The sequence below is a fragment of the Streptomyces sp. B21-083 genome (assembly GCF_036898825.1).
In the GTDB taxonomy this organism is placed as follows: domain Bacteria; phylum Actinomycetota; class Actinomycetes; order Streptomycetales; family Streptomycetaceae; genus Streptomyces.
On the sequence record NZ_JARUND010000002.1, the window covers coordinates 3,358,365 to 3,384,771 of the forward strand.

At 67.8% G+C, this 26,407-nt stretch carries 18 protein-coding genes; 1 reads left to right on the forward strand and 17 read right to left on the reverse strand.

Annotation, left to right across the window (positions count from 1 at the left end; genetic code table 11):
- Positions 1 to 170: 170 nt before the first annotated feature.
- From QA861_RS39045 to QA861_RS39100, 12 genes are all read right to left on the reverse strand, one after another.
- Positions 171 to 1,499 carry a beta-xylosidase gene (locus QA861_RS39045; protein WP_334594988.1) on the reverse strand — a complete coding sequence of 443 codons (1,329 nt, stop codon included), beginning with the start codon at positions 1,497 to 1,499 and terminating at the stop codon, positions 171 to 173.
- A 255-nt stretch (positions 1,500 to 1,754) separates the two neighbouring features.
- Entirely contained in the window at positions 1,755 to 2,252 is a 498-nt protein-coding gene (locus tag QA861_RS39050) for a hypothetical protein (protein ID WP_334593562.1), read from the reverse strand.
- A 227-nt stretch (positions 2,253 to 2,479) separates the two neighbouring features.
- Positions 2,480 to 2,863 carry a cytidine deaminase-like protein gene (locus tag QA861_RS39055; RefSeq protein ID WP_334593563.1) on the reverse strand — a complete coding sequence of 128 codons (384 nt, stop codon included), beginning with the start codon at positions 2,861 to 2,863 and terminating at the stop codon, positions 2,480 to 2,482.
- 278 nt (positions 2,864 to 3,141) lie between these two features.
- Positions 3,142 to 3,501, reverse strand: a complete 360-nt coding sequence (locus tag QA861_RS39060) for an MmcQ/YjbR family DNA-binding protein (protein ID WP_334593564.1) — start codon at positions 3,499 to 3,501, stop codon at positions 3,142 to 3,144.
- Entirely contained in the window at positions 3,498 to 4,811 is a 1,314-nt protein-coding gene (locus tag QA861_RS39065) for a hemolysin family protein (protein WP_334593565.1), read from the reverse strand. Before QA861_RS39065 ends, QA861_RS39060 begins: the two co-directional genes overlap by 4 nt.
- A complete protein-coding gene (gene ybeY / locus QA861_RS39070) occupies positions 4,808 to 5,305 on the reverse strand; it encodes an rRNA maturation RNase YbeY (protein WP_330291048.1) in 498 nt (165 codons plus the stop codon). The genes QA861_RS39065 and ybeY overlap by 4 nt, the downstream gene beginning before the upstream one ends.
- Before the next feature lie 13 nt (positions 5,306 to 5,318).
- The gene (locus QA861_RS39075) at positions 5,319 to 6,386 is read right to left on the reverse strand and encodes a PhoH family protein (RefSeq protein ID WP_334593567.1); all 1,068 of its coding nucleotides are present in this window, start codon (positions 6,384 to 6,386) and stop codon (positions 5,319 to 5,321) included.
- Positions 6,387 to 6,539: 153 nt separating this feature from the next.
- Entirely contained in the window at positions 6,540 to 7,667 is a 1,128-nt protein-coding gene (locus QA861_RS39080; protein WP_334593568.1) for a carbohydrate kinase family protein, read from the reverse strand.
- A 107-nt stretch (positions 7,668 to 7,774) separates the two neighbouring features.
- Entirely contained in the window at positions 7,775 to 8,770 is a 996-nt protein-coding gene (locus QA861_RS39085; protein WP_334593569.1) for an adenosine deaminase, read from the reverse strand.
- 20 nt (positions 8,771 to 8,790) lie between these two features.
- Positions 8,791 to 9,699, reverse strand: coding sequence for a ribonuclease Z (locus tag QA861_RS39090; RefSeq protein ID WP_334593570.1), 909 nt, complete (start codon positions 9,697 to 9,699; stop codon positions 8,791 to 8,793).
- A gap of 6 nt (positions 9,700 to 9,705) precedes the next feature.
- Complete coding sequence (locus QA861_RS39095; RefSeq protein WP_334593572.1) at positions 9,706 to 10,074, reverse strand: histidine triad nucleotide-binding protein; 369 nt, start codon at positions 10,072 to 10,074, stop codon at positions 9,706 to 9,708.
- 1,043 nt (positions 10,075 to 11,117) lie between these two features.
- Complete coding sequence (locus QA861_RS39100) at positions 11,118 to 11,297, reverse strand: hypothetical protein (RefSeq protein WP_334593573.1); 180 nt, start codon at positions 11,295 to 11,297, stop codon at positions 11,118 to 11,120.
- Positions 11,298 to 11,498: 201 nt separating this feature from the next.
- On the opposite strand from QA861_RS39100, the gene QA861_RS47315 reads away from it, so the two are divergent.
- A protein-coding gene (locus tag QA861_RS47315; RefSeq protein WP_443041635.1) for an IS630 family transposase occupies positions 11,499 to 12,568 on the forward strand; the annotation gives its coding sequence in 2 pieces (ribosomal slippage) (positions 11,499 to 11,985 and positions 11,985 to 12,568; 1,071 coding nt in all).
- A 462-nt stretch (positions 12,569 to 13,030) separates the two neighbouring features.
- On the opposite strand, the gene QA861_RS39115 is transcribed toward QA861_RS47315, so the two are convergent.
- From QA861_RS39115 to QA861_RS39135, 5 genes are all read right to left on the reverse strand, one after another.
- Positions 13,031 to 19,612 carry an RHS repeat-associated core domain-containing protein gene (locus QA861_RS39115; protein WP_334593576.1) on the reverse strand — a complete coding sequence of 2,194 codons (6,582 nt, stop codon included), beginning with the start codon at positions 19,610 to 19,612 and terminating at the stop codon, positions 13,031 to 13,033.
- Positions 19,613 to 19,739: 127 nt separating this feature from the next.
- The gene (locus QA861_RS39120) at positions 19,740 to 20,570 is read right to left on the reverse strand and encodes a LamG-like jellyroll fold domain-containing protein (RefSeq protein WP_334593577.1); all 831 of its coding nucleotides are present in this window, start codon (positions 20,568 to 20,570) and stop codon (positions 19,740 to 19,742) included.
- Between the two features lie 305 nt (positions 20,571 to 20,875).
- Complete coding sequence (locus tag QA861_RS39125; protein ID WP_044472098.1) at positions 20,876 to 21,163, reverse strand: GntR family transcriptional regulator; 288 nt, start codon at positions 21,161 to 21,163, stop codon at positions 20,876 to 20,878.
- A 1,202-nt stretch (positions 21,164 to 22,365) separates the two neighbouring features.
- Positions 22,366 to 25,635 (reverse strand): S41 family peptidase, encoded by a 3,270-nt coding sequence (locus QA861_RS39130; RefSeq protein WP_334593578.1) that lies wholly within the window; start codon positions 25,633 to 25,635, stop codon positions 22,366 to 22,368.
- A 116-nt stretch (positions 25,636 to 25,751) separates the two neighbouring features.
- A complete protein-coding gene (locus QA861_RS39135) occupies positions 25,752 to 26,342 on the reverse strand; it encodes a hypothetical protein (protein ID WP_334593579.1) in 591 nt (196 codons plus the stop codon).
- Positions 26,343 to 26,407: the final 65 nt, after the last annotated feature.

Below are 26,407 nucleotides of genomic sequence, written 5' to 3' on the forward strand. Positions count from 1 at the left end.
ACCGGATGACGAACGGCCGTTCAGGTGCTGGTAGTTCGTGTGTCGGTTGTTCCCGTGCTGGTTGTTCGTGTGCTCGTTGATCGTGTGCTCGTTGATCGTGTGCTCGTTGATCGTGTGCTCGTTGATCGTGTGCTCGTTGATCGGCTGAGCGTTGTCGGGTCGGACGTCGCTCAGGTGAGGGTGAGGGTGAGTACGCCGGAGTAGGTGCCCGGCGGGGTGAACGCCGGTACGTCCAGCGACAGTCCGGCGTCGACGGTGAACTCGCCGCCGGTGACCGTTCCGTCGGGTGTGGAGGCCAGGGTGGCTCCCGTACCGCCCACCACACCGGGGGAACCGGCCTGGCAGTTGCTGGGGCTGCCGGCCTTGGTGGCGCAGGCCGGGGTCCAACTGAGCTTGTCGGCACCGATCTTGGCGCCAGGTCCGGTGAAGTCGGTGACCTTGCCCGTCAGCGACCAGCCCGCGGGTCCGCCGCGGAAGTCCTTGACGGTCACCGTCTGCAGCGGGGCCTTCGAGGCTCCGCCCTTGCCGAAGTCGACCGTCGACAGCTGGACGGAGTCCCCTGCCTGGGTCATGGACAGATCACCGGCCTTGACCATGGTGGTGAGCTTCTGGCTGTTGTCGGGAATGGGCGTGTCGTCGATGACGACGTAGGCGGCCGGACCGGCGCCCTTGCTGTCGCTCCACGCGCTGCCCTCGTACGCCACGACCCCGGTCGTCGTCTTGTCGCTGACGGCGAGGGTGCCACTGAAGGCGCCCTGGGAGTCGGCGGTCACGGTCGCGGTGTCGGCGGTCTGGGAGCCCCCGGACCGGCCGGCGAGTGTGACCGTGGCACCGGCGGTGAAGTTGGTGCCGCTCACGGTGACCCCGGCCCCGGGTGCTCCGGAGGCCGAACCCAGCGTGATGGCACGGGTGTTGGTCTGGGTCCCGTCCGTCGCCGTGATCGTCTCGGAGACGGGCGCGGGCGGGGTGAGGAGCGTGCAGGGCGTGTCCAGCTCAAGGATGTAGCTGGTGTGGATGTTGTAGTCGCTGGGCGAGAGCGTGATCGCGCCGGGCTTGGTGACCGTGAAGGTGCCGGTCATCGAGAACGGCGGGAAAGCGCCCTTGCCGGGCACGGGATCGTTCTTCTTGGGCCCCGTGACGGTGATGTCGCCTGTCTGTGCTCCGCCCAGGGTGACCTTTCCGGTGGGCGTCATGATGTCGGCGGGCAGGGCGAGATCGGTGGGATTGCTCGCGGCCGGCTTGACCACCGTGTACGTCACGGTGACGGTGTCGCCGACCTTGGGCGCGGTGTTGTCCACCGTGATCTGTCCGGTGGTGGTGCCGTCGATGGGCGGGAGGCCCGCGATCGGCGGCGGCACGCAGTGTGTGGCGTAGTCCACGGCGGCGGACGCCGTGGTGAGCGCGCCGGCCGGGACGGCCAGCGCACCGCCCGCGGTGACCGCCAGCGCGGTCGCCCCGAGCAGCGCGGCCCAGCGCCGTCTTCGGTTGGTCGAACCCATGGATGCCGAATTGGCCATGGTTGCCCCCTCTGAGGGATGCGGGCGCAGCGGCTCGTCTGCGCCGACAGGGGGCCATTGATGTGCAGGTTGTGTGAGAAGTCAATGCCATCTCACCAAATAACGGGGGCTCACCGAAAGTGAACTGACGGCCCATCAGTTCTCGTCGGTTCCCGGGTTTCCGGACGGAAACGGCCGGCGCCGCTGCGAAGCGAGCGACGCCGGCCGCACTTCAGAAGGGTGCGGGGAGACGGACCGTCACGCGTAGACGAACGGTCCCGGGGACTGGTTTCCGGTGGGGGTGCAGGTCACGGTGATGCCGAAGAGCACCATCTTGAGGGTGCCGCCGCCCGCGTCCAGGCTGTCCCCGGAGGCGACGGTGCCGGTCAACGGACCGACGACGACCGGGGTTCCGCTGGCCGTGGCCGGGTTCTTGGTGCCGGTGAAGGCGGTGGTCCCACCGCCGGCCTTGCCCAAGGTCAGTGTGGAGGCGATGGAGTCGGCGGCGAGGGCGAGGGGGGCGTTGATGTTCGAGGTGACGGTGATGGTGGCCGAGGTGCCGGACTGGGTTGCGGAGAGAACGGTCGAACCACCGCCGAACAGACCGCAGCTGTAGGTGACTGTCGCGCTGGTGGGGGCGACCGCCGCAGCGGCCGGCGCGAAGGCCAGACCGGTGACGGCGAGCGTGCCCGCCGCGAGTACCGCACCGATACCAAGTCGCCTGCTCGCAGGCGGGCGTACTGACGTGCTTCTCATCGATCGGATTCCCTTCCCTGGTACGGGAATTGCCATGTGGGGAATTGCGACGTGGGGGGTACGACGGCCGGGTGCGGTCAGCCGCGGGGCGGGTGCGGGGCGCCGCGCGGGGGAATCTGACGGTCCGTCGGAAGAGCGGGTTCCATTGATGCGTGGGTAGCTCGCGATTACAAGAGACACTCTGCTGGTTCTTCCGGGGGACCGCGAAAGTGGCCGAAGAGCAACCCTCAGCCTGGCTCCCCGGCCTCACCTCGGCCGGCGGACACCGTCAGCCGGAGCACCCCGTCCGGCGCGGCCACGTGCACCGGGGTCGCGGGCCCGCCCAGATCCCGTACGGCCGCCAGGTCGGCCGCCGGTACATCCTCCGCGTCGGTCACGACCGCCGCCGCCTCCAGCGACTTCGCGCCCGACGCCACCGCCATCGCCACCGCCGTCCGCAGCGCGCTCAGTTCCAGCGAGTCGAGGGAGACCGTACCGGCGACATACGTACGTCCCGTCTCGTCCCGTACCGCTGCCCCCTCGGGAACCCCGTTGCGGGCCCGGGCGGAGCGGGCCAGGGTGACGATCTTGCGGTCCTCGGGATCGAGGTCGAGCGCGCTGCTGTCGGTCATGCCAAGAGCATACTTACGCGGTTTGTCCCCTGCTGAGGCCACCTGAGGCTTCATGACACAAGGAAGTCACACAAGAACAGGTATCAGGTGCGGGCGATCAGGGCATGACCCAGGAACCGCGAGCCATGAGGAGGCGTTATGAACCGCCAGACCCGCATCCGCGTCATCCGTCGGCCCAGCGCTCCTTCGCCCCGCGACCTTCCCATCGACCGCAGGACCCCGTCGGGCCGCATCCTGCCGTACTGAGACCCGTTCGCAGCGCCTGTCCGCAGGGCCTGTCAGGGCCGGTCGAGCCGCAACCGCTCCGCGCGCGGCAGACCGGCCACCACCAGGTCGTAACTGTCCTCGACCAGCTCCCGCACGAGTTGCCCGGGCAACTCCCCGTCCACCGTCACCGTGTTCCAGTGCCGTTTGTTCATGTGGTAACCGGGGATGATCAGCCCCGGGTGCTCGGCCCGCAGCCGGATCGCGTCCTGCGGGTCGCACTTCAGGTTGACCGTCAGGGGCCGGTTGTCCAGCCAGGACAGGGCGAACATCTTGCCCAGGACCTTGAAGACCGAGATCTCCGGGCTGAACGGGAAGTCCTCGACAGCGGCGTTGAAGGACAGGCAGAAGGCACGCAGTTCCTGCGGAGTCACGACTCGCTCCTCTGCTTCTCCTCTTCCGACGCCCCGGCGGGGTCGGTCGGCTCCACCAGCACCGTCACGATCTTGTTCCGGCGTCCGGCCGCTGCCTCCGCCGTGAGTCGCAGCTCGCGTCCGTCGGGCAGTTCCACGACAGCCGAGGCCCCGGCGATCGGTACCCTGCCCAGCGCCTTCGCCAGCAGACCGCCCACCGTCTCCACGTCCTCGTCGTCGTACTCCTCCAGGCCGTACAGCTCGCCGAGGTCGGTGATGTCGAGGCGGGCCGTGACCCGGTGACGCTCGTCGCCCAGCTCCTCGACGGGCGGGAGTTCACGGTCGTACTCGTCGGTGATCTCGCCGACGATCTCCTCAAGGATGTCCTCGATGGTCACGATGCCGGCCGTGCCGCCGTACTCGTCGATGACGACGGCGACGTGGTTGCGGTCGCGCTGCATCTCGCGGAGCAGGTCACCGGCGTTCTTCGTGTCGGGCACGAAGGCGGCGGCCCGCATCGCCGTCGACACCAGCTCGCTCTCCGCGTCCCGGCTGATGTGCGTCTTGCGGACGAGGTCCTTCAGATACACGATGCCGACGACGTCGTCCTCGCTCTCCCCGGTGACCGGAATGCGCGAGAACCCGGAGCGCAGCGCGAGGGTGAGGGCCTGCCGGATCGTCTTGTACCGCTCGATGACCACCAGATCCGTACGCGGGACCATGACCTCCCGTACGAGGGTGTCGCCCAGCTCGAAGACGGAGTGCACCATGCGGCGCTCGTCGTCCTCGATCAGGGACTCCTTCTCGGCCAGGTCGACCAGCGCGCGCAGCTCCGCCTCGGAGGCGAACGGGCCGCGCCTGAAGCCCTTTCCGGGGGTGAGGGCGTTGCCGATGAGGATGAGGAGGGAGGGGATCGGCCCCATGACGCGGGCCAGCGGCAGCAGGACGTACGCCGCTGCCGTGGCCGTGTTGAGGGGATGCTGACGCCCGATCGTGCGCGGCGAGACGCCGACCGCGACGTACGAGACGAGCACCATCACGCCGATGGCGACGGCGAGGGCCTGCCAGGTCTCGTCGAACTTCTGCAGGCAGGCGTAGGTGACAAGCGCGGCGGCGGCCATCTCGCAGACCACGCGCACCAGCAGCGCCACGTTGAGATAGCGGGTCGGGTCGGCGGCGATCTGCGCGAGCTTGGCGCTGCCGCGCCGACCGCCGCGGACGGCCTCCTCGGCGCGGAAGCTGGAGACGCGCGCGAGGCCCGCCTCCGCGCAGGCGGCGAGCCAGGCGACGACGACCAGCGCTATGGCACCGGTGACGAGTTGGGGGGTCATGACACCGTCGGGGCGGGCGACGGGCCGGTCATCCCCCGCTCGCCGCGCCAGCCGTCGACGATGGCGGCCTGGAGGCCGAACATCTCGGCCTTCTCGTCCGGTTCCTCGTGGTCGTAGCCGAGGAGGTGCAACACGCCGTGGACGGCGAGGAGTTGGAGTTCCTCGTCCATGGAGTGCTGCGTCTCGGCCTCCTTGCCCTGCTTCTCGGCGACCTCGGGGCAGAGCACGATGTCACCGAGAAGCCCCTGCGGCGGCTCGTCGTCGTCCTTCGACGGCGGGCGCAGCTCGTCCATGGGGAAGGACATGACGTCGGTCGGACCGGGCAGGTCCATCCACTGGATGTGCAGTTGCTCCATGGCGTCGGCGTCCACGACGATCACCGAGAGTTCGGAGAGCGGGTGGATGCGCATCCGCGCGAGCGCGTAGCGGGCGATGTCGAGGATCGCCTGCTCGTCGACCTCGGTTCCGGACTCGTTGTTGACGTCGATCGACATGGTGCTGGTCTGTCTACTTCCGTTTGTCGCGGCTGTCCCGGGCACCCTTGTGGGTGCCGTTCTCCGTACCGTTCTCGTTGTCGTACTTCTCGTACGCGTCGACGATACGGCCGACCAGCTTGTGCCGGACGACATCGTGGGAGGTGAGCCGCGAGAAGTGGATGTCGTCGAGGCCTTCGAGGATGTCCTGCACCTGCCGCAGACCGGACTTCGTCCCGGACGGGAGGTCGACCTGCGTCACGTCACCCGTGATCACGATCTTCGACTCGAAGCCGAGCCGGGTGAGGAACATCTTCATCTGCTCGGCGCTGGTGTTCTGCGCCTCGTCCAGGATGATGAAGGCGTCGTTGAGGGTACGGCCACGCATGTATGCCAGCGGCGCCACCTCGATCGTGCCCGAGGCCATCAGCTTCGGGATCGAGTCGGGGTCGAGCATGTCGTGCAGCGCGTCGTACAGCGGGCGCAGATACGGGTCGATCTTCTCGTACAGCGTGCCCGGGAGGAAGCCGAGCCGCTCGCCCGCCTCCACCGCCGGGCGGGTCAGGATGATCCGGCTGACCTGCTTGGACTGGAGGGCCTGGACGGCCTTCGCCATGGCGAGATACGTCTTGCCGGTACCGGCCGGACCGATGCCGAAGACGATGGTGTTCTTGTCGATGGCGTCGACGTAGCGCTTCTGGTTGAGGGTCTTGGGACGGATGGTGCGGCCCCGCGAGGACAGGATGTTCTGCGTGAGGACCTCGGCCGGGGTCTCCTGGCCGTCGCCCTCCCCGTTCCCGCTCGCTCTGAGCATGGCGATCGAGCGTTCCACTGCGTCCTCCGTCATCGGCTGTCCGGTGCGGAGCACCAGCATCATCTCGTCGAACAGGCGCTGGACGAGGGCGACCTCGACCGCTTCGCCCACGGCGCTGACTTCATTGCCCCGGACATGGATGTCGACCGCCGGGAAGGCCTTCTCGATCGCGCGCAGCAGACTGTCGCTGGAACCCAGCACGGTCACCATGGGGTGCGCGGGCGGGACGGTGAACTGCGCTCGTGCCTGCCCCCGCGCAGGGGGCTGAGCTGTGGGTGTCTGAGTCATGGGCCGGCCCTGTAGGCCTGCACGACCTCCTCAATGAGGCACGCTAACCACGTGGGTAGCCTTCCGCTCCAAGCCTACGTCGGTGCACTGACAACGCCGTAGGGCTTTTAGCTCACGGTCCGGTGTACGTACCCCGTGGCCCTCCGTACGCGCTCAGGCGGATCTGCGGAATCCGATCGTCGGAACGGCGCGCCGCAGCGGCCAGGGGCGCGGTCTGGCGCTCCTTGGCACCAGGTCCGCCAGGAACGCGTACCGCCGAAGAGCCGCCGGGTCCTGCTCCTCGTACGACTGGATCTCGCGCCACCAGGCCCCGATCTCGGACCAGCCGGGCGCGGACAGGGAGCCGCCGAAGTCCTGGACGGAGAGGGCGGCGGTGAGGCCGGCGAAGGCGAGGCGGTCGGCGAGCGGCCAGTTCGCGAGGGTGCCGGTGACGAAGCCCGCCACGAAGACGTCGCCGGCGCCCGTGGGGTCGAGGGCCTCGACGGCGATGGCGGGCACCTCGGCGGTCTCTCCCGTCCGCCCGTCCACCGCGTACGCGCCCTGCGCGCCGAGGGTGACGACCGCGAGCGGTACGTGGTCGGTGAGGGCGTGGGCGGCTTCGCGGGGGCAGTCGGTGCGCGTGTAGCGCATCGCCTCCTCGGCGTTGGGCAGGAAGGCCTCGCAGTGCTCCAGGTCGGCGAGACCGGCGAGGTCCCAGCGGCCGGTGTCGTCCCAGCCGACGTCGCCGAAGATTCGGGCACCCTTGCGGGCGGCCTGGGCGATCCAGGAGGCGCGGACGCCCGGGGTGAGGGAGGCGACGGCCGCCCGGGCGTGCGGCGGGCACTCCGGAGACGGCTCCTCGGGGGGCGGCTCGTGGCCGTGGGAGACCATCGTGCGCTCGCCCTCGTACGCCATCGAGACGGTGACCGGGGAGTGCCAGCCGGGGACCGTGCGTGACGTGGAGAGGTCGATGTGCTCGCCCTGTTCGAGGGCGTCCCAGCAGTACTCGCCGTAGTGGTCGTCGCCGAAGGCCGCGGCGAGGGAGGTCCGCAGGCCGAGCCGGGCGAGCGCGGTGGCCATGTTGGCGACCCCGCCGGGGCTGGACCCCATCCCGCGCGCCCAGGACTCGGTGCCGCGCACCGGGGCGGTGTCGAGGCCGGTGAAGATGATGTCGAGGAAGACGGTGCCCGTCAGATACACGTCCCACGGAGGTTCGCCGGGCGCGCGCAGGGCGGCCAGGGGATCGACCTGGGCCTGACGGTAGGACGATCCCTCTCCGGTGGACGCGGTGGACGCGATCACGGTGCGCTCCCTGACGATGGTGCGGATTCAGGCCAGTCTGCACCACACCACTGACAGCGGGCTGTCACTCCACTCCGGCCACGCCCCCGGAACCTCGGTCACCGCGGTCACCGCGCGAACTCGTAGGCCTCCACCTCGGCGAGATACCGAGCCCGCCGCTCCTCGTCGTGCTCCAGGAACGACGCCAGGAACGAGTTCCGCGCCAGCTCCCGCAACCGCTCCTCGTCCAGGCCCAGGGCTTCGCGTACCGCCCCGAAGTTGTCGCCGACGTATCCGCCGAAGTAGGCGGGGTCGTCGGAGTTGACGGTGCAGAGAAGACCCGCGTCGAGCATCGCGGGCAGCGGATGCTCACCCAGTACGTCAACGGCCCGCAGCCGTACGTTGGACAGCGGGCACAGGGTCAGCGGCACCCGGTCCCGGACGAGCCGCGCGACCAGTTCCGGGTCCTCCATGCAGCGCAGCCCGTGGTCGATGCGCTCGACGCCGAGGATGTCGAGGGCCTCGGTGATGTACTCCGGCGGCCCCTCCTCCCCCGCGTGCGCGACGCGCCGCAGTCCCAGCCCGGCGGCGGCCTCGTACACCTCGCGGAACTTCACCGGCGGATGCCCGACCTCGGCGGAGTCCAGCCCGACACCGGCGATCCGGTGGAGATACGGTTTGGCCGCCTCCAGCGTCTCCATGGCCGACTCGGCGGACTCGTCGCGCAGGAAGCACATGATGAGCTGCGTGGAGATGCCGTGGGCGGACTCGCTCTCCCCCAGTGCCCGCCACAGCCCCTCCACGACGGTCCCCATGCTCACACCCCGGGCGAGGTGGGCCTGCGGGTCGAAGAAGATCTCCGCGTGCCGTACGCCCTGCGCGGCGGCCCGCGCGAGATAGGCGTTCGCGAGGTCCTCGAAGTCCCGCTCGGTGCGCAGGACGGCCATGAGCTCGTAGTACAGGTTCAGAAAGGACTGCAGGTCGTCGAAGAGATACGCCTTCCGGAGCTCTTCGGTGTCGGCGTACGGCAGCGACACGCCATTACGCGCGGCGAGCTCGAAAGCGAGCTCGGGTTCGAGGGTACCTTCGATGTGGAGGTGCAGTTCGGCTTTGGGGAGGGACATCAAAGAATCGTACGACCGGTTTACCGCCGTTTCGGAACCGGCACCCTCAGCAGGTCGTACGCGACGGTCAGCTCCCCCTCGAACCCGGCGGCCCGCGCCTGCCGCTCGAACTCGGCCGGGTCGGAGTAGCGCTGGCTGAAGTGGGTGAGAACGAGATGCCGAACGCCGGCGTCCCGGGCGACCGCCCCTGCCTGCCCTGCCGTCAAGTGCCCGTGATCGACGGCGAGTTGCTGGTCCTCATCCAGGAAGGTCGACTCGATGACGAGCATGTCGCACGCCTCGGCGAGCGCGTGCACCCCCTCGCACAACCGGGTGTCCATGACGAACGCGAACCGCTGTCCGCGCCGCAGCTCACTGACGTCGTCGAGGGTGACGGCCCCGAGGGAGCCCTCCCGCTGGAGGCGCCCGACGTCCGGCCCCTTGATCCCGTGCTCGGCGAGCAGCTCGGGCAGCATGCGCCGCCCGTCGGGCTCGACGAGGAGATAGCCGTAGGACTCGACGGGGTGGGAGAGCTTCCGCGCTTCGAGCCGATAACTGCCAGCCGTCGCCAGCACACCACCCTCCCCCGCGACCGGCACCTGGCTGATCTGGACGGTCTCGCGGTAGGCGGTGGCGTACCGCAGCCGGTCGAAGAACTTCTGCCCGGAGCGCGGGTAGTGCGCGGTCACCTCGTGCGGGACGCGGTCGAGGTTGATGCGCTGGATGACCCCGGCGAGCCCGAGCGAGTGGTCCCCGTGGAAGTGCGTGACGCAGATCCGGTTGACGTCGTGGGCGGCGACCCCGGCCCGCAGCATCTGGCGCTGCGTGCCCTCGCCGGGATCGAAGAGGAGTCCCTCGCCGTCCCAGTGGAGCAGGTAGCCGTTGTGGTTGCGGTGCCGGGTGGGTACCTGGCTGGCGGTGCCGAGGACCACCAATTCACGTGCGGACATGGCCTGTTATCCGGGCGGCCACTGCAGTCCGCGCCCACCGAGGAGGTGCGCGTGGGCGTGGAAGACGGTCTGGCCGGCGCCGCTGCCCGTGTTGAAGACGATGCGGTAGCTGTCCAGCTTCTCCTCACCGGCGATCTCCCCGGCCTCGCGCAGCACATCGGCGGCGATACCCGGTTCGGCGGCGGCGAGGGAGGCCGCGTCGGGGTGGTGGACCTTGGGGATCACCAGGATGTGCGTCGGCGCCTGGGGATTGATGTCCCGAAAGGCGACGGTGGTGTCCGTCTCCTGGACGATCGTCGCCGGGATGTGCCCCGCGACGATCTTGCAGAACAGACAGTCGTCCTGCGGTGTCCCGCTCTCGCTCTCGTCTCGCATGCGTGTGCCTCCTCACGCTCGCCGATCATTATGTGGGCATGGTATCGGCACCCCTGAAAGCTGCGACTCGGCGCACAACACGCACTACCCCCGGCCTTGCTGCCCCCGCGTCACGAACCACTCCGCCACATTTGTCGGAAGTGGGTTACTCAAAGGTCAGGGCGTGTCGCACTTTCCGCGGACCGAGCACCTCGACCGCGGCAGGATGTCGTCCGACCGTGACCTTGTCTCCTGTCAGCGGAATCAAGGCTGAGGCGTCGCCCACTCATGCAGTCGGCATGTGTGGCCCTCAGCGAGCAGGGCCGCAAGCTTTCAGAGGCGGCCTGCTCCTCTGTTCAGCCTGAACACCCCGTGATCCACAGGACGTTCAGCGCGTCACAGCGAACCGCCCCACCTCCGCCGAGCAGCTGTTGCCCCAACGACAACGGGCCAGCTCTGCCCGGCGCGGGCCTTCCCGGAAAGGAGGGACCGTACCCGGCACGCCGGATGCTATGGGGCAGGCTCGTCGTTCACCTGAGCCACCCGCGCCCCGGCAATCCCCAGGGACTCGACAATCCGACCGGCTGTGTCTGCGGTAAATAGACCCCTGGTCACGCTGAGGCCGAACTGAGGCGCAGGAGGATGGTCCACCTCCCGCTGTAGAAAGAATGCCTCGCCTTCCGCCGGAGAGAAAGCGAAGCAGAACCACTCCGCGAGATCGTCTTGGACGATCTCCGGACTGTCCCAGCGCGCTTCCAACGCCATACGGTCGATATTGACCTCAGCGAGCCACCTGATCTCGCGCAGACTGACATCTCGTTCGGGAATCCTCTTCAGCCCGGTCGGACCCGACTCCCCGGAAAGCAGGTGTCCTGGTTCGCCGTCACCGCTACGCCCGTGAACTCTCCTTCTACCGCTGCCACTCGGCCACTCCCGTCACCCTGCCCGATCTTGGGATGTGGCGTGCTGCAGGTGGCGCGTTGAGGAGGACTTCCAGACCGCCAAGGGCGTCTACGACCTGGACCAGACCACCCGTTGGACCTCCTGGATGCGCTGGACTTTGATCAGCATGCGCCGCCGCCGTCCTGGCCGTCACCCGCACCACCACGGCCACCACCGCCGACAGCGAACTCGTCCCGGTCAGCGGCCGCGAACTGCTCCGACTCCTGCAGATCGCCACCCTGCCCCACCCCCAACGCGACCACCTCCTGTACTAGTCCGGCATGCGCCGTGACCACCAACATCAAGCCGCCGAAGCCCACCGCAGATGGAACAACATCACCGCCACCACAACAACCTGACCAGTAACAACACCCTACCGATCAAGGAACTACAGCTGCCGTGTCAGATTGAGGATAAAAAATGCTCACTCTCGCTAGAGATCTTTAACGGTGTGGGTTACGTGGGGTCGTGATGGTTGGTGTGGGCTGCGCTATGCCGGAAGTGTGAGGTATCCCGATGGCGGAGGACTGACGGCCGACGAGCGCGATCGGCGTGAACAAGTCCGTTTCAGGGCAGCTGACTTGATCGAGGCGGGGGCCAGTGACCGGGAGGTGGCCCGGCGGTTCCGGGTGACCCGTATGTCGGCGAACCGCTGGCGCCGGGCCCTGGTCTCGGGCGGCCGCCAGGCGCTGGTGTCCAGAGGCCCCGGCGGCGCCCGCTGCAAACTCGGCGCCGGACAACTGCGAGCTCTGGAGGCGGTGTTAAAGGCCGGGCCTGCCGCCTCCGGCTGGAGTGACCAGTGCTGGACGCTGGCCCGCATCAGCGAGATCGTGCGACGCCGTTTCGGGGTCGACTACACCCTGGCCGGGCTGGACCTGCTGCTGCACCGCATCGGCTGGAGCGTGCAGGTCCCGAGCCGCAAGGCCAATGAGCGGGACGAGCCGAGGATCGCCGCGTGGAAGGACGAGCAGTGGCCCGTCATAAAAAGAGGGCGGCGGACCTGGGCGCCTGGCTCTGCTTCGAGGACGAGGCAGGCCAGGGCCTGAGGCCGCCCAAAGGCCGAACCTGGGGCCGCCGGGGCCGCACCCCCGTCGTGAAGGTCACCGCCGCGGGCACCAAGCGGGTCTCGATGGCGGCACTGATCTGCACGAAGGCCGGCCGCCGGCCGCGGCTGGTCTACCGCATCCACCTTGACCGCGGCCCCGCCAAAGGCTGGCGCAAGGGCTTCACCGAGACCGACTACGCCCGCCTGCTCGATGCCGCGCACCAGCAGCTCGGCGGCCCCATCGTCCTGGTCTGGGACAATTTGAATACACACGTCAGCCACACCATGCGACGGCTGATCGCGGCGCGACCATGGCTGACCGTCTACCAGCTGCCGCCATACGCGCCGGAGTTCAACCCGGTCGAGGGCGTCTGGTCGCACCTGAAGAGATCCCTGGCCAACCTCACCAAACACAGCCTCGACGAGCTCACCGCACTGGTGAAGACCCGGCTCAAACGGATGCAGTACCGGCCCCACCTCATCGAGGGCCTCATCGCCAAGACCGGGCTCGACTTCCAACCGCCGTAACCTCAGCCGTTGAAGATCTCTAGACCCTCCCTTCCGTTACAATTCACACCATTCTCCCAGTCCCTCAAACGTCCCCGCTTGAACGAAATTCCGCACAACATCCCACGCGCGATCGACACTTAGGATGAAGTCACCCGCGAATACCGCAAGATCATCCATGACTGGTACGTCGACGGTTGCCTCTGATGGAACAAGTCCATCCCCGACGAGAAGGCACACGCTCTCTTCAGTAGCGAAGAGGTGGATTACCGCCTGATCGCCTCGGAAACTTAGGGTTAGCTGAGGGAATGCACTATCTGGCAACCGAACCTCCAGATATCCCTGATCGCGAGAGCGCAATTCGTTGAAATCATCCGTCAGATCGCGCAGTTCCGAACATCTCTCACCTGGATTAAACCGACCAGAATCCAGGGATGTCATCGACCACACCGCACTCATCTTTCACCTCCGAAATATCTTTCGTCACCTAGGCCACGGTTTGGGATTCCTATCATTCCCAACAATTGTCTTACTGGCACTCCATCGAGCCGAAGGGGTCACCGTCCCCAACGGAGTCCCGACTTCCAGTACCGCTCCATCAGGCAGCAGGGTGGGCACCTGCGACGTACAGTAGCCACAGATTCCACCGGGGTTGTCGATCAAGAGCCTGCCATTAGTTGCGCCCATCTCTCGCATGATCAAAGCCGCTTGCCCTTCGACGTGCCCGCTCGCAGCATAGTTAGGCAGCGAAGACTTCCCCGACACCAAGGGGATCAACGTACCGTCGAGTTCAAGAACCCCTGCGGTCTTACCTTCCTGACCTATGGAGGCGAGCAGCCGCTGCGCAGCACTGAGGGTCCCGTGGCTCTCACCCAAGCTTTTGCCGCCCGCCGCCAGTGTCTTCGCACCAGCCGCGACGATCCCGCCCCCTACTACGGCGCTTCCGCCGGATGCGCCGCCAGTCACCATTTCCGCGATTTCCGCGGCGCACACCGGGGCCGTGGCCAGGCATCCCTCGCCCAGAGCGACAGCGACCGGCGCGGCGGCCACGACTACCGCCACCCCGACAACGAGACCCAGCACAACCTTCTGCCAGGTTGCAAGCTTCCCCGTGTCTGGCAGGTCGTTGGCGTTGGGGTCGTAGTGCGGATTCGTACCCATCGCCCAACAGGCATTGCAGTTGCCGTCATTCCGCTTGGGCTTCGGGTCAGGCCCCTTCTTGAACACCACCTGCGCCGATTTGTGGCCCCCGTCCGTGCGGACTGTGACGGTCATGGAGCCGCTTCCAGTGCCGCCGCCCGCCTTCTGGTACTGGAAGCTCTGGGTGTAGGTCTGCGTGGAGTGGTAGACCCAGGTCCCGCCCGGGCCCATCGTCATGTAGTCGTGGTATCGGCCGCCGTTGCCGTCGCTGCAGCCACGCTCGCAGTCCGTGACCGGCCGCAGGCCGGTGGGGTCGGACATGGTGACAGGGGTGTTATTGGCGTAGGCGTAGCCGTTGAGGGACTCGTGGTCCTCGGGGGCGAGGACTGGGTCGACGGAGAGGAAGCGTCCGGTGGCCGGGTCGTACTCGCGGGCACCGACGTGGGTGAGTCCGGTGTCGGCGTCGGCGGGTTTACCGAGGAAGCCTTTGTCGTCGGGCCAAGTAGATGGCGTCGCGCCGCGAGCCTCACCGAAGGGCTTGGTGTAGCGGCGAGTGACGGCCTGGGTCGTAGCATCCACCGTCATTGAGGCGGTGCCGTGGTGGTCGTCGACCATCCAGGACAGGCCGGTCTCGGTGCGGACGGCGGTGGCATCGCCAGCCGGGTAGTAGCGCTGGGCGGTGAACTTCTTGGCGCCCGTGTCGTAGTGGAGTTCCTGACCGGCCAGATAGAGGACGGTCTTGCCGGGGCCGCGACGGATCAGGAGTGCCCCGTTGGCGTCGTACAGGTAGTCGGTAGTCTTGGTGCCTTCGGTGAGGCGGCTGAGTTCTCCTTCGATGTCCCACACGAGGCTCTGTGCGGTGCCGGTGGTGCCGTAGCGCTTGGTGGTATTGCCCTGCTCGTCGTAGGTGTACGCCTTGGCGGTGCCGCCGTTGACGGTGACGGAGGTCAGGGTGTGAGGCTGGCCAGCGCCGGAGGCGTTGACGGGAGGGTAACCGTAGCCAGTCGTGATGTCACCGGTGACCTTGCGCTCGGTCTGGGTGTCGCGCAGCCCACCGGGCTTGAAGGTCCAGCTGGTCCAGTACGGGGCCGGCCCCCCGAGGGCGCTCGACGAGCGGGCGGTGGCGCAGTCGTTGGAGGACGGGGTCCAGGCGTCGGTCAGACGGCGGTAGCCGTCGTAGGCGAAGCACTGGGTGTCTTTGCCGTTGGCGTTGTCGGTGATCGACTTGACGTTGCCAGAGGTGTCGTAGACGTAGTCGTTGTCGCTGGTGTAGCCAGTGTTGGTCTGGTCAACGGTGTGGGTGTTGGTCAGTCGGCGGGTGCCGTCCTCGTAGCGGTTGAGGATTTGGAGCTGCTTGGCGCCGGTGGAGGTGCCAAGGCGGGTCTCCTCGATCTCGCCGTACGGGGAGTAGCCGATGTTCTGGACGTAGTCGGTCATGCCGTCGGAGGCGGTGAGCATGCCGAGGCTGTTGTAGTTGTTGGTCACGGTCTCGGCGGGCAGGCCAGCCACCGCAGGCATCGAGGTGGACTGGACGGTGCCGTCGATGTTGTAGGCGGTGGACGTGGTGAACGTCTGCGATGCTCCGCCTTTGACCACCAGGTCGTCGTCGGCGGAGATACCGGTCCTGGTGCCCTTGGGGCGGCCGAGAGTGTCGTAGCCGGTGACAATCTGGTAATAGATCTTGCCCGCGGTACCGCCGACGTATCGGATCGAGGCGGTCGGCTGTCCCTTGGCCAGCGAGTCGTAGGTGAACTTGGTCAGCTGGTGGGCGTTGTCCTTCGCCCCGTCCCAGGTGCCGATCTTGCGCCCAAGTTCGTCGTAGTCGGTGATCAGTGTGCGGGACACGCCGTCGAGGGTTGTGGTGGCCGTCAGCGGCTGGTCGACGTCGTTGTAGGTGGTGTCGACTTTTCCCTTGTCGGGATCGGTGGAGGTGGTCTTGCGGCCGCGTAGGTCGTAGCCGTACGTCCAGACGGCTCCGTCCGGTCCGGTCATCTTCTTGAGCTGGCCGCCGGGGGTGTAGTCGTACAGGGTGCGGGTGTAGTCGGTGCCGGTCGGGACGGGGCCGCCGTACTCACGGCGTTCGGTGACCCGGCCGCGGGCGTCGACCGTCGTCAGGGTGCCGGTACCGCCTGCGGCGGCGGTGACAGCGGTGCGGTCGCTCTGCTCGTCGGTCTTGGTGCGCCACTTTTCCTGGTCATAGACCCGGAAGATGGATTCGATGGCGCGGCCGGCGGCGTCGAAGACCGTCTCGGTGGAGGCAGGGACTGAACCCTGGAAAGTGTTGGCAAGCGTGCCCGAGGGCGCACTGTTGTCGTGGACCTGGCCGTTAGAGACGTACGCCAGGCCGCGGTCGTCATAGAGCGTCTCGGAGATCACCCGGCCGCCGTTCGGGGCGGGAGCCTGCTTCTGGCGGGACCGCAGCAGACCGTCAAAGATCTCGTAGGAGCTGTTGTAGGTCTTCCCGTCCGCCTTGAGTGCGTCGGTACGGACCCAGGTCTCCTTGTTGTTGTTGATGCTGTAGGCGTAGACGATGCTGGCAACGTCTCCGAGCCCGCGTGAACGGTTTGGCATCCAGACCGACTGCAGGCGGCCGAGCGCGTCGAAGGACCACTCGGTGACATTGCCGTTGGGGTCGGTTGTCTTGGTGGCCGTGCCCCAGGCTGGGTCCACCTCGGTGGTGGACGTGAAGAGCTTGGGGTCGGGGTCGATGGACGTCTTGGACGTCAACGGACCGTAGCCGGTGTCGTCGGGGACGTAGGTCGTCTTGGCCGTGCGGTTAAGGGCGTTGGTCGCGGTGAGCGGTCGGCCCAGCTTGTCGTAGGTGGAGTTGGACACTCGCTGATAGACGGGGGTCTTGTCCACCGCGTTGTAGTCGGATACCCGGTAGGAAGCGGTGATCTCACCCTTCGTGGGCGCCACCCCGACTGTCTGACCGTCATAGGCCGTGGTGATGTCGGAGACGACGTCGTCGGGGATCACCGGACTGGTCGTGCAGGGAACCGAGTAGGTCTCGGTGCGCGAGACCGTGTTCACCAGCCAGGCCGAGGTGTTGCGGGCATAACTGGTCCGCACGCACGACTCGTCGCCGGTCTTGGTGGCGTCGCCGCTGTCCTCCACGGTCATCGGCATGCCGTATGTGGTGTCGTACGTGGTCTTCTGCTTGACCGTGCGAGTGCCGGTGGAGGTCTTGGTGCGGGTGGTGGTCTCGTCGGCCTGGACGATGCGGGACTCGGTGGTGCCCCAACTGTAGGTGTGGCTACCGGTCTTGTAGGACCAGGGGGAGTTGATGGTTCCGCTGAGCTCCTCGGTGCCGTTGTAGACGATGGTCTCGCGGACGAAGCCGGCGTACTGGCGAGAGTCGTCGATGGCGCTGCCGCTGGAGTCGGTGACCTTCTCTACTCGGGCAGTGCCGTCGAGTTCCTTCTCGCCGTTGAGGCCTCGCATGTACAGCGTCGACTTCTTGCTGCGCGGGCCCTCGGCGTCGCCGGACGTCTCCACGACCTTGCCGTAGCCACGCCACTGCGACCAGGTGCGGTTGGAGGCCTTGGTCAGACCTTCGTCGTCGGCGTAGGCCCAGCCGGCGCCGCCCTGGTAGTCGTAATACTTCTCCCCCGTGTCGCCGTGGCCGTAGGGGTCGTCCTGGAAGACGGAGGTGACCACGTACTTGTGGAACCAGTCGGTGACCGGAGTCGCCCCTGACTGGGACCACTTGACCGGGTAGCAGCGGCGGGTGTTCTTGTCGACGCCCGTCGGCATGCTGGTACCCCAGATGCAGTCGGGGTCGGAGTAGTTGGCGGTGAGGGTGGAGCCGGTCTCGGACTTGATAGTACGCACCCGCCACTTGATGTAGCGCAGTGTGTCCGGGCCGCTGCCCTCGACGTGGTTGGGCATCTGGATGCCGCCGAAGACGATCGGCGGCATGTCTGCCGCCGTGGTGTTGGCCTTGCCGGTGTTCTGGATGGACTTCAGCCACAGGCTCGCCGAAGAGGCGTCACCGGGGTCGGGGAAGCTGTGTTCCAGGTGCCAGGTGTCCACTTCCCGCTGGGTGGTGCCAGTGCCGGTCCATACCGAGGTGGTGACGTCGGTGAGGCGCTTGCGGGTGAAGAAGGCCGGGCCGATCTGGGTCGTGCACTTGGTGCTGGCCGCGCAGATCATGTCGAAGGGCACGTCGGGCCAGTTGGCCTTGGTGTCTGCCGTCAGACTGGAGCAGCCACCCGAAACGACGCAGCGCTCGGCGTAGGTGAAGCTGACCTGCTGGGCGGCGGGCTTGGCGTAGATCAGGTCGCTGCGCAGGCCGTAGTCGATGCGGTTGAGGTAGCCGCCCCGATAGTAGAGCGTGCCGTTGACGGTGGTGTCGGCGTTCTTGGAGTAGTAGTTCGGGTCTCTGGTGTACCAGTAGGTGGAAGCGTTGCCGTGAGGGTCCACGGCGTAGTCCAGGTTCCAGCGCCAGGCCTGGTTGCAGGAAGAGTCGGCGAAGCCGGTGGACTTGTAGCAGGGCTCGCCGGAGTCGTCGCCGAAGACTGGGACCGTCCACACCGAGTTGGTGACCGCGTCGTCGGCGGCAGTACCGTTGTCGCTCCAAGCGGGCATCCGGTGCTTGCCGAAGAAGTACTGGATGCCAGAGGCGTCCGTGACCTTCCAGTACTCGGTGTTGTCGTCGCCGTTGCTGGTAGCGCCGGTCAAGTGCTCGACGCGGGTGCCGTCCTCGTTCTTCAGCTTCCATGAGCCTCCAGATGCCTGCGACAGAGCCGCGGTGTCGCAGGCCGCCTTGTCAGTGCAAGCGTTGACCAGTTCTACCGCCTTCCCGTTGAGGACCAGGGTGGCGTTGGCGTACTTCCAGCACAGGTCGCCCTTGCCGGACTGGCCGTCATCCTTACAGGAACCGTATTTGCGTTCGATGTAGGACTCGGTGATCGAGAAGCCTTCGCCAATCACGGAGGTCTGGTTGTTCTCCCCGGCCGTACGGCCGTCCACCGAGGCGGAGTTGTAGGAGATCGACAGGTTCGGGGCCGGACCAGCTGTGGCCGGAGGAACCCGCAGCGGGTAATTCCAGGTGAAGTCACCCGTACTGCCGCCGGCCTCCCAGGTCGCGGTCGGAGACAGCGGGGTGGCGCTGTAGTCCCCTCCGCCGCCCGAGCTGTCGGCCGCTGCCGCCAACAACATCGGGGTGCCGGCTGCGAGGGCGCGCGCGGAGACGGCGCCGGTCAGGGTTTGGGACGCGGCGTCGTTGTCTGCACCCGCCACCGGGGTCTGGGTGCGGCAGGACTTCTTCTCCGGGGCGGTCAGCGCACACACCGGGAGTGTCACCAGACGCAGGCGGGGGCCGAAGTTGCCCCCGTAGACGTCCTTGAAGGAGGAGTAGTCCAGGGAGACCCGGAGCTTGTCGGTGTCATGAGCGGGCTTTCCGGATGTGGTTCTAGCCGGGTCGAGGGTGAGCAGGACGCCGTTAACGCCCGCCTTCTTCGCGGCCGACTGGGAGTGGACGCTGAGCGCCACCTTCTCGGCCGGGCCGGTGGCCTTCGTTTCCCTCTTGCTCTTCGCCGACTTGCCCACCGGGACGGCAGGCTCCTGGGCCATCGTCATGCCGAGCCCGCCGACGGTGACAGCGGCTTCGCGAGTCGCCGAGACCTCGGCGGTGGCCTTCCCGGCCTTCGGCCATGCGGCGTGCTTCAGCCGCTCACGCGTCTCGTGAGAAGCGGCGGCTGCCTGGTCCTTCGGGGCCTTGGACGTGCCGGGCTTGAGCACGCCCACCTTGTCGATCTTCGCCTCGGCCTGACCCTCCAACTGCTTGCGGGCTGCCGAGGTTTGGGCCTGAGCGGCCACGTCGTAGCCCGAGGGAACCACGACTTGGGAAAGGACGGAGAGGGAGACGACGAGCGCGCCACGGCCAAGCCAGCGCGACAGCGCGGCGCTCGGTCTCCGCATGCGGGAGAAAGATGAGGCAGACACGGGGGGTTTTCCGTTTCCGGACGTGGGAGGTTTCCCTGGCGGAATGGCTGAAGAGGTGGGGAGCCGACCGGTGTCCGGGCATCTGCCCGCACACCGGTGGTGGTCACTGCTCGGCGTTGTAGAAGTCGCCGATCGTGCTGCCGTCCATCGCCCCGGCCCAGACCCGTACGTTGGCGATATGGCCAGGGAAGTAGCGAGATGTGGCGCCGTCGATCCGGCCACGTCCCACTTCGAACTTTCCTGCCCCCTGCCATGGGGCGATGTAGGCGCTGCCGTCCTCGCTGGCCACCCGGCCGCTGTCGACGTAGAGCAGGATCGCGCCGCGCTTCGTGGAGTCCGCGTCGTCATCACTGGCGTACTGCGCGTCGTACACGACAGTCAGCCGGACCCACGTGTTCTTCTGTGCGACCGCCGAGTCCTGAGTGGTCCAGGTGGCTCCAGTGCCGTCTTTGCTGGGACGGCCGAACTTCCACTTGCCGGTGCTCGCCCCTGCCGGCTGCTCGTACCACAGCCCCCAGGAAGATTGGGTGGCTCCCGGCTGACCAAAGACCTGGAGCGAGTAGGCCTTGGCGGTGTCGGACAGCTTGGTGGCGTCGAGCCGGACCCAAGCCGTTGCGGTGAAGGAGCCCGTGTCGTCGACCAGGGGGCCGTCGGTCGTGGCGTAGGAGCTCGTTCCGTTCAGGCTCATCACCTGACGGGTGGGGAGTCCCAGGTCCGCGTTGTCGGCCGTGTCCGGGTCGATGGCCAGAGTCGTGCCGTTCAGGGTCATGGGGCGGATGTATTCGGAACGATCGGTGATCGTCGTGCCCTGGGCGAGGGCGGTATCCGTGGCGTCCCAGTCTCCGAGCAGCGTGGTGATCGCGTCGCCTGCCGTGTCGTCGCTGATGTCCTCGTCCTCCAGACGAGCATCCTGAACGACCTCGGTGTCGGCCAACAATAATTCTGCATCAAGCAGCCCGGGCAACACTCCCAACCGCCGTCACGGTCACGAGAATCGCCTGCAGCGCCATCGCCGCACAGGCCCTTCCGCGACACACTCATCAGCACACTGGAGCACGAGAAAGCACGGCGCCTGGACGCAGTTGCGATCGCCAAGCAGCGCCCACTTAGCACCGCGAGCCCCAACCGAGTGTTCGCCCAGTACCGCAATTACCTCATAGCTCCTCAAGAGCAAAACACGCAACCGCTCACGGCTGGAGTGCTGCTACTCCCGGACCACCAGGCCGTCCGAGGCGTCAGTCATTGGTCTCGCCGCCCACCCTCATCGGCGGATTGGGTCTCCTCCGGTGTCGCGATGACAAACACCCCCTTGCCTTGAACGCCCTGAACGATCCCCTCGGCCACAAGTGCATCGATGGCCGACTTGATAGTGCGGCGGCTCACCACACCGCCCGTCTCCTGCTCCAACTCGTAGTGAGAGGGGATCCGACGGCCGACCGGAATGACGCCGCGTCGGATGCGCTCACGCAAGGCTGATGCCAGCTGCAAGTACATCGGGGTAATGCTCTCCCGATCAATCTCGATCATGGTTGGAGCGTAAGAGGTCAACTCAGGCCAGCATAGGTCGTGATAGCGCGAGTAGAGACGTACCAAGACGTACCAAGTTGGCGTACAGTCAGATGCCGCAAGAAGACCCCGGCGGGTCGGTCAGGACCCCCGGGGCATGGCCACCAACCCTGGAAGGTTGACGACATGCGCGAGCGTAGCGCGGCTGTATTGATCGGGGCGTTGCTGCCCCTGTTGTGCCGGGTGCTTCCAGCCACTGGCAGGCGACGACAAGCAACTTCGGAACGAGATCGAACTCTCGTGACCCGCAGCAACGTAGAAAGCCATGTTCTCCAGGCAGCACGAGTACGGGCCCAGCTCCGATCGCCGTACAGCACGGACAAGGGAGCTCTGGACGGTTCGGCATCCCGTCTGTCACGGCCATACCTGCCCGCTCTCGATGACTGGGCCCCAGAGATGATCACGGCACCCCGCACCGCGCGGGTGCGGCCCTACTGGACGTCGCGAGAACACGTAGCGCAGTGGAGGCGGCGGCGCGTGCTCGTGCTGGCAGCCCACTTCCGCCTCGACCTCGACACCCGAAACCTTCGTACGACCCCGGTCTCGGGTGGGATCCATTGACGTCGGCGCAGACGAACACAGACACGTGCGGAACGGTCCGCGCCTCCCTGCTGTACCACGCACCGATCTTCAGCGAGAGCGGCGCTTGCGTGCTCGCGAAGGGGCACGCCGGGGACCACCGAGATGTGCGGGGCCGCACCTGGTACGTGATTCCGCTCCACCCCGCGCCCAACAACGAACGGGAGACGGCCAAGTGAGCAACGCCCACGAACCAGCCTGGACGCCGGAACCCCCTTATGTGTCCGGCTGCTGCGCAATCGGCACCCATGACCAGTGCCGGGACGGCGAGCTTCGTGAGAGCGGCGTACAAGGGCTCCACTATCTGGTGTGCGACTGTGGCTGCCACCGCCCCGCCCTCACTCTGTTGAAGGGCACCGCAACGTGAACTCCATTGGCTCCGAATCAAGTTGGTCGCAGGTGCGACGGAAGCGACTAAAGGCGGGCGCCTTCACTGCGGCGCTCATGATCGTGTGGGTCGTAACGGTCGTCGTCGCCGTGACCACAATCAGCCGCCTCTAGCTGCTGCATTCGTGCCGAGGCGGCCCTCTCCAAGTCGCGGAGACGGCCGCCTCCCGCAATCGGGCTCTTCAGCCCAACACCCTCTACAGCTCCGGCAACCCCGGCGCCCTCTTCGCCGGCCGCTCCTCCAGCGACTCCAACGCCAGCCGGATCGCCTCGTCCAGCTGGACATCCCGGCCCGCCGCATAATCCTGCGGAGTCTGCACGACCTCCACGTCGGGATCGACGCCGTGGTTCTCGACCCCCCAGCCGTAACCCTCCAGCCAGAACGCGTACTTGGGCTGTGTGACCCGGGTTCCGTCGACCAGCTGGTAGCGGTTGTCGATGCCGATGACGCCGCCCCACGTCCGCGTGCCGACCACCGGGCCGATGCCCAGCGCCTTGATCGCCGCGTTGACGATGTCACCGTCCGAGCCGGAGAACTCGTTGGCGACGGCGACGACGGGCCCGCGCGGCGCGTCCTCCGGATAGCTGTACGGACGTAGCCCGCGCGGCAGGTTCCAGCCGGCGATCCGGCGTGCCAGCTTCTCCACGACCAGCTGGGACGTGTGGCCGCCCCGGTTCTCGCGGACGTCGACGATCAAGCCCTCCTTCGCGACCTCGATCCGCAGGTCGCGGTGGATCTGGGCCCAGCCGGGCGCCTGCATGTCGGGCACGTGCAGATAGCCGAGCCGCCCGCCGGACTTCTCGGCGACGTACGCCCGCCGGTCGTTGACCCATGCGTGGTAGCGCAGCGGTTCCTCGTCCGAGAGGGGTACGACGATCACGTGCCGCGCGTCGCCGCCGCCGGACGGCGAGACGGTCAGCTCGATGGGCTTGCCCGCCGTACCGACCAGCAGGGGGCCGGGCCCGGTCACCGGGTCGACGGGCTGTCCGGCGACCGCCACGATGGCGTCGCCCGGGCGTACCGCGACGCCGGGTGCGGCGAGCGGGGAGACGCCGTCGGGGTCGGAGGTCTCGGCGGGCAGGATGCGGTCGACGCGCCAGAGAGGGGTGTCCTGGGGGCCGTCCTCGTGGCGGGAGATGTCGGCGCCCAGGAGGCCCTGCCGCTCACCGCTGCCGTGCCCGCCGCGCGGGGTGACGTAGGCGTGCGAGGTGCCCAACTCGCCCTGGACCTCCCAGAGCAGGTCGACGAGGTCGTCATGGGTGGCGACGCGTTCGAGGAGGGGCCGGTAGCGGTCGAGGACGCCGTCCCAGTCGGTGCCGTTCATGTCCGCGCGCCAGAAGTTGTCGCGCATGATGCGGCCGTTCTCGGCGTACATCTGCCGCCATTCGACGACCGGGTCCACGCTCTGCCGTACGCGCGACAGGTCGACGGTGATGTTGGTGTCGCTCTCGTCGTCGTTCGAGGCGCGCCGGTCGCTGGGTACGACCTTCAGCTTGCCGTCGGTCCACAGCAGGACCCGTTTGCCGTCGCCGCTGACGGCGAAGTGGTCGGCGTCCCCGGCGAGGTGCTCGATGCGCGTCTGGGCGAGGTCGTACCTCTCCAGCTCGGTCTTCGGGTCGGGGTCGTCCGGGGTGGCCCGGGAGGCGCCGAGGACTCCGCGCACGGGGTGGCGCAGCCACAGCACACCGTCCTTGGCGGCCCGCAGGTTGGAGTAGCGGGCGGCCTCGACCGGGAACGGGACGATACGGTCGGCCAACCCGTCGAGGTCGATACGGGTCGCCGGGGCCCCCTCGCTGTCGGGGGTCTCGTCCTTGTCCGGCGCCTCGAAGGGCCGCCCGTGCCGCTGCGGCCCGAAGGGCGAGGGCGTGGTCGCGGCGAGGGTGATGAGGTGGGGGCGCGAGCCGCCGACGAAGGCCAGGTCGAAAACGTGCTCGTCGTAGACGGGGTCGAAGGACCGCGCCGACAGGAACACCAGGTGCTTGCCGTCGGCGGTGAACGCGGGTGAGTAGTCCCGGAACCGCAGCGGAGTCGCCTCGGTCACCGACAGGTCGGTGGTGTTGGCGAGCTTGAGCTGACGCAGCGGGTTCGGCCCGGGGTGGGACCAGGCGAGCCAGGCGGAGTCGGGCGAGAAGACGAGCCCGGACGCGTCACCGTCGCCGCTGCTGTCGACCTCGCGGACCTCCCCCGACTCGCGCTCGACGAGCAGCACGCGCCCGTCGTGCGAGGCGACGGCGGCCCGGCTCCCGTCGGGCGCCATGGCCAGGCCGAGGACCCGGCCGAGCTGGCCGGCGGCGAGCCTGCGCGGTGTGGCCCCCGGTGCGGTGCCGGTCGCCGGGGCGAACTCCAGTGCGTCGTCGCCCTCCGCGTCCGTCACCCACACGGCCCATTCCTCGCCGTCCACGCGGAAGGCGCGGGGCAGCCGGGCCCGTACGCCGTGTCCGGAGGCGAGCACCCGGGCCGGGCCGGACCGGTGGGTGACCCAGTGCACGGAGCCGCGCACGCCGATGGCGCTGCCGCGCCCGGTGTGGTCGGGTGCTGCGGACCCGAACCAGCGGGAGGCGCTCACGGGATGGGGCTGGAGATCGGCGCGCTGCCCGCCGAGCCGGATGTCGAGCCGTCGCGGCTCGGCCCCGTCCAGGTCGTCGAGGAGCCACAGTTCACCGGCGGAGGAGTAGACGACACGGTTGCCGTCGCTCGCGGCGTGCCGGGCGTAGAAGCCTCCCCCATTCTCGGCTTCGCTCGAACGGGAGGTGCCCCCACCCGGGGTGTGCCGTCGCAGGTCGGAGCCGTCGGCCAGGGACGAGTACAGCGCCCCGACTCCTTCGTGGTCGGATAGGAACGCGATGCGCTCCCCGACCCACACCGGGTACTCCAGGTTCCCGTCCAGGTCGGCATGGAGCCGGACGAACTCTCCGGCGCTTTCGCCCTCTTGGCCGTCCCTGTCGATCCACAGCTTGCCCGCCGTACCGCCCCGGTAGCGCTTCCACCAGGCGGCCTCGCGTCCCATGGGAGCGGAGAGAAGAACGGTCGCCGGCCCCTGGGCGACATCGCCAACGGGCCCGTACGGCAGGACAGTTGCCGGTCCGCCGTCGAGCGGCACGGCCCTGGCCCAGGAGCGGCGCAGGCTGGCCTGCCCCTGGGTACTGATGGCGAGGACCCGACCGTCCGGGGTCCAGCCGCGCACCTGGGTCTTCCAACTGCCCCAGTAGGTCAGCCGTTTGGTGGATCCGCCGTCGATCGGGGCGACATACACCTCGGGTGCGCCGTCGCGGGTGGAGGTCCAGGCGAGACGGGTGCCGTCGGGGGAGATTCGGGGATGGTTCACCGGCACGTTGTCGGCGCTGACGCGCCAGGCCCGGCCGCCGTCGAGCGGGGCGACCCAGACGTCGTCCTCGGCGGTGAAGGCGACCGAGTCGCCGTGCAGATGCGGAAACCGGAGATACGCAGGCGAAGAGGGCTGAGTCACCCGATCACCCTAGGCAACGATCACGCCCCCTGACAGGGGCTTGGACCACTTCATAAGCAATCCACCACGGCCCGAACACGCTGTTGCCCGTCTCGTCTACCTTCTCACTTGCCTTCTCACTTGCCTTCTACAGGCATGCAGTTCGGGTTCTTCTGGCACCAGATGGTCCTCGTCACGGTGACGGTCACGGTCGGCGCGGGCCGCCCGTTGTCCGGCGGCCGCCAGGTGGCGGGCGGGGTGCGCGTCGGCGTACTGGGCGCGTCGCAGTTGCCGAGGCCGCCGACGCGGAACCGCTGCTTGCCGTCGACCTTGGCGGTGAGGTTCCCGCGTACGCACCTGCCGTCGACCGCGCGCGTCACCTTGCCGGTGACGGTGATGTCCTTGCCGTCCCTTGTCTTGCCCCGGCAGTCGACGTCGGCGACAGTGGCCTCGCTCGGCGAGGGCGAACTCCCGGACGCGGACGCCTTGTTGCCGTTACCGTTGCCGCCGCCGACCGAGGCCGTGCAGGTGAGCCACTGGACGTCGACGTGCCGCCGCTCCAGCTCCTTGGTCGCCGTCCCGTCGGTGGTGAAGGCGACGGTGGCTGAGCTGAGCCCACCGGGATCGCAGGCGACGACACCACCCCCGACGGCCACCACGAGTCCGGCCACCGCGACCACCCTGCGGTGTCTGCTCGGCCGATGCCAAATCCGCCTCAAAGCCCCCATGGAAGGCAGCCTGCCACCGCGGTCGCCGACACGGAAGAGCGGATACGGACAGGCCTCAGGCCTCC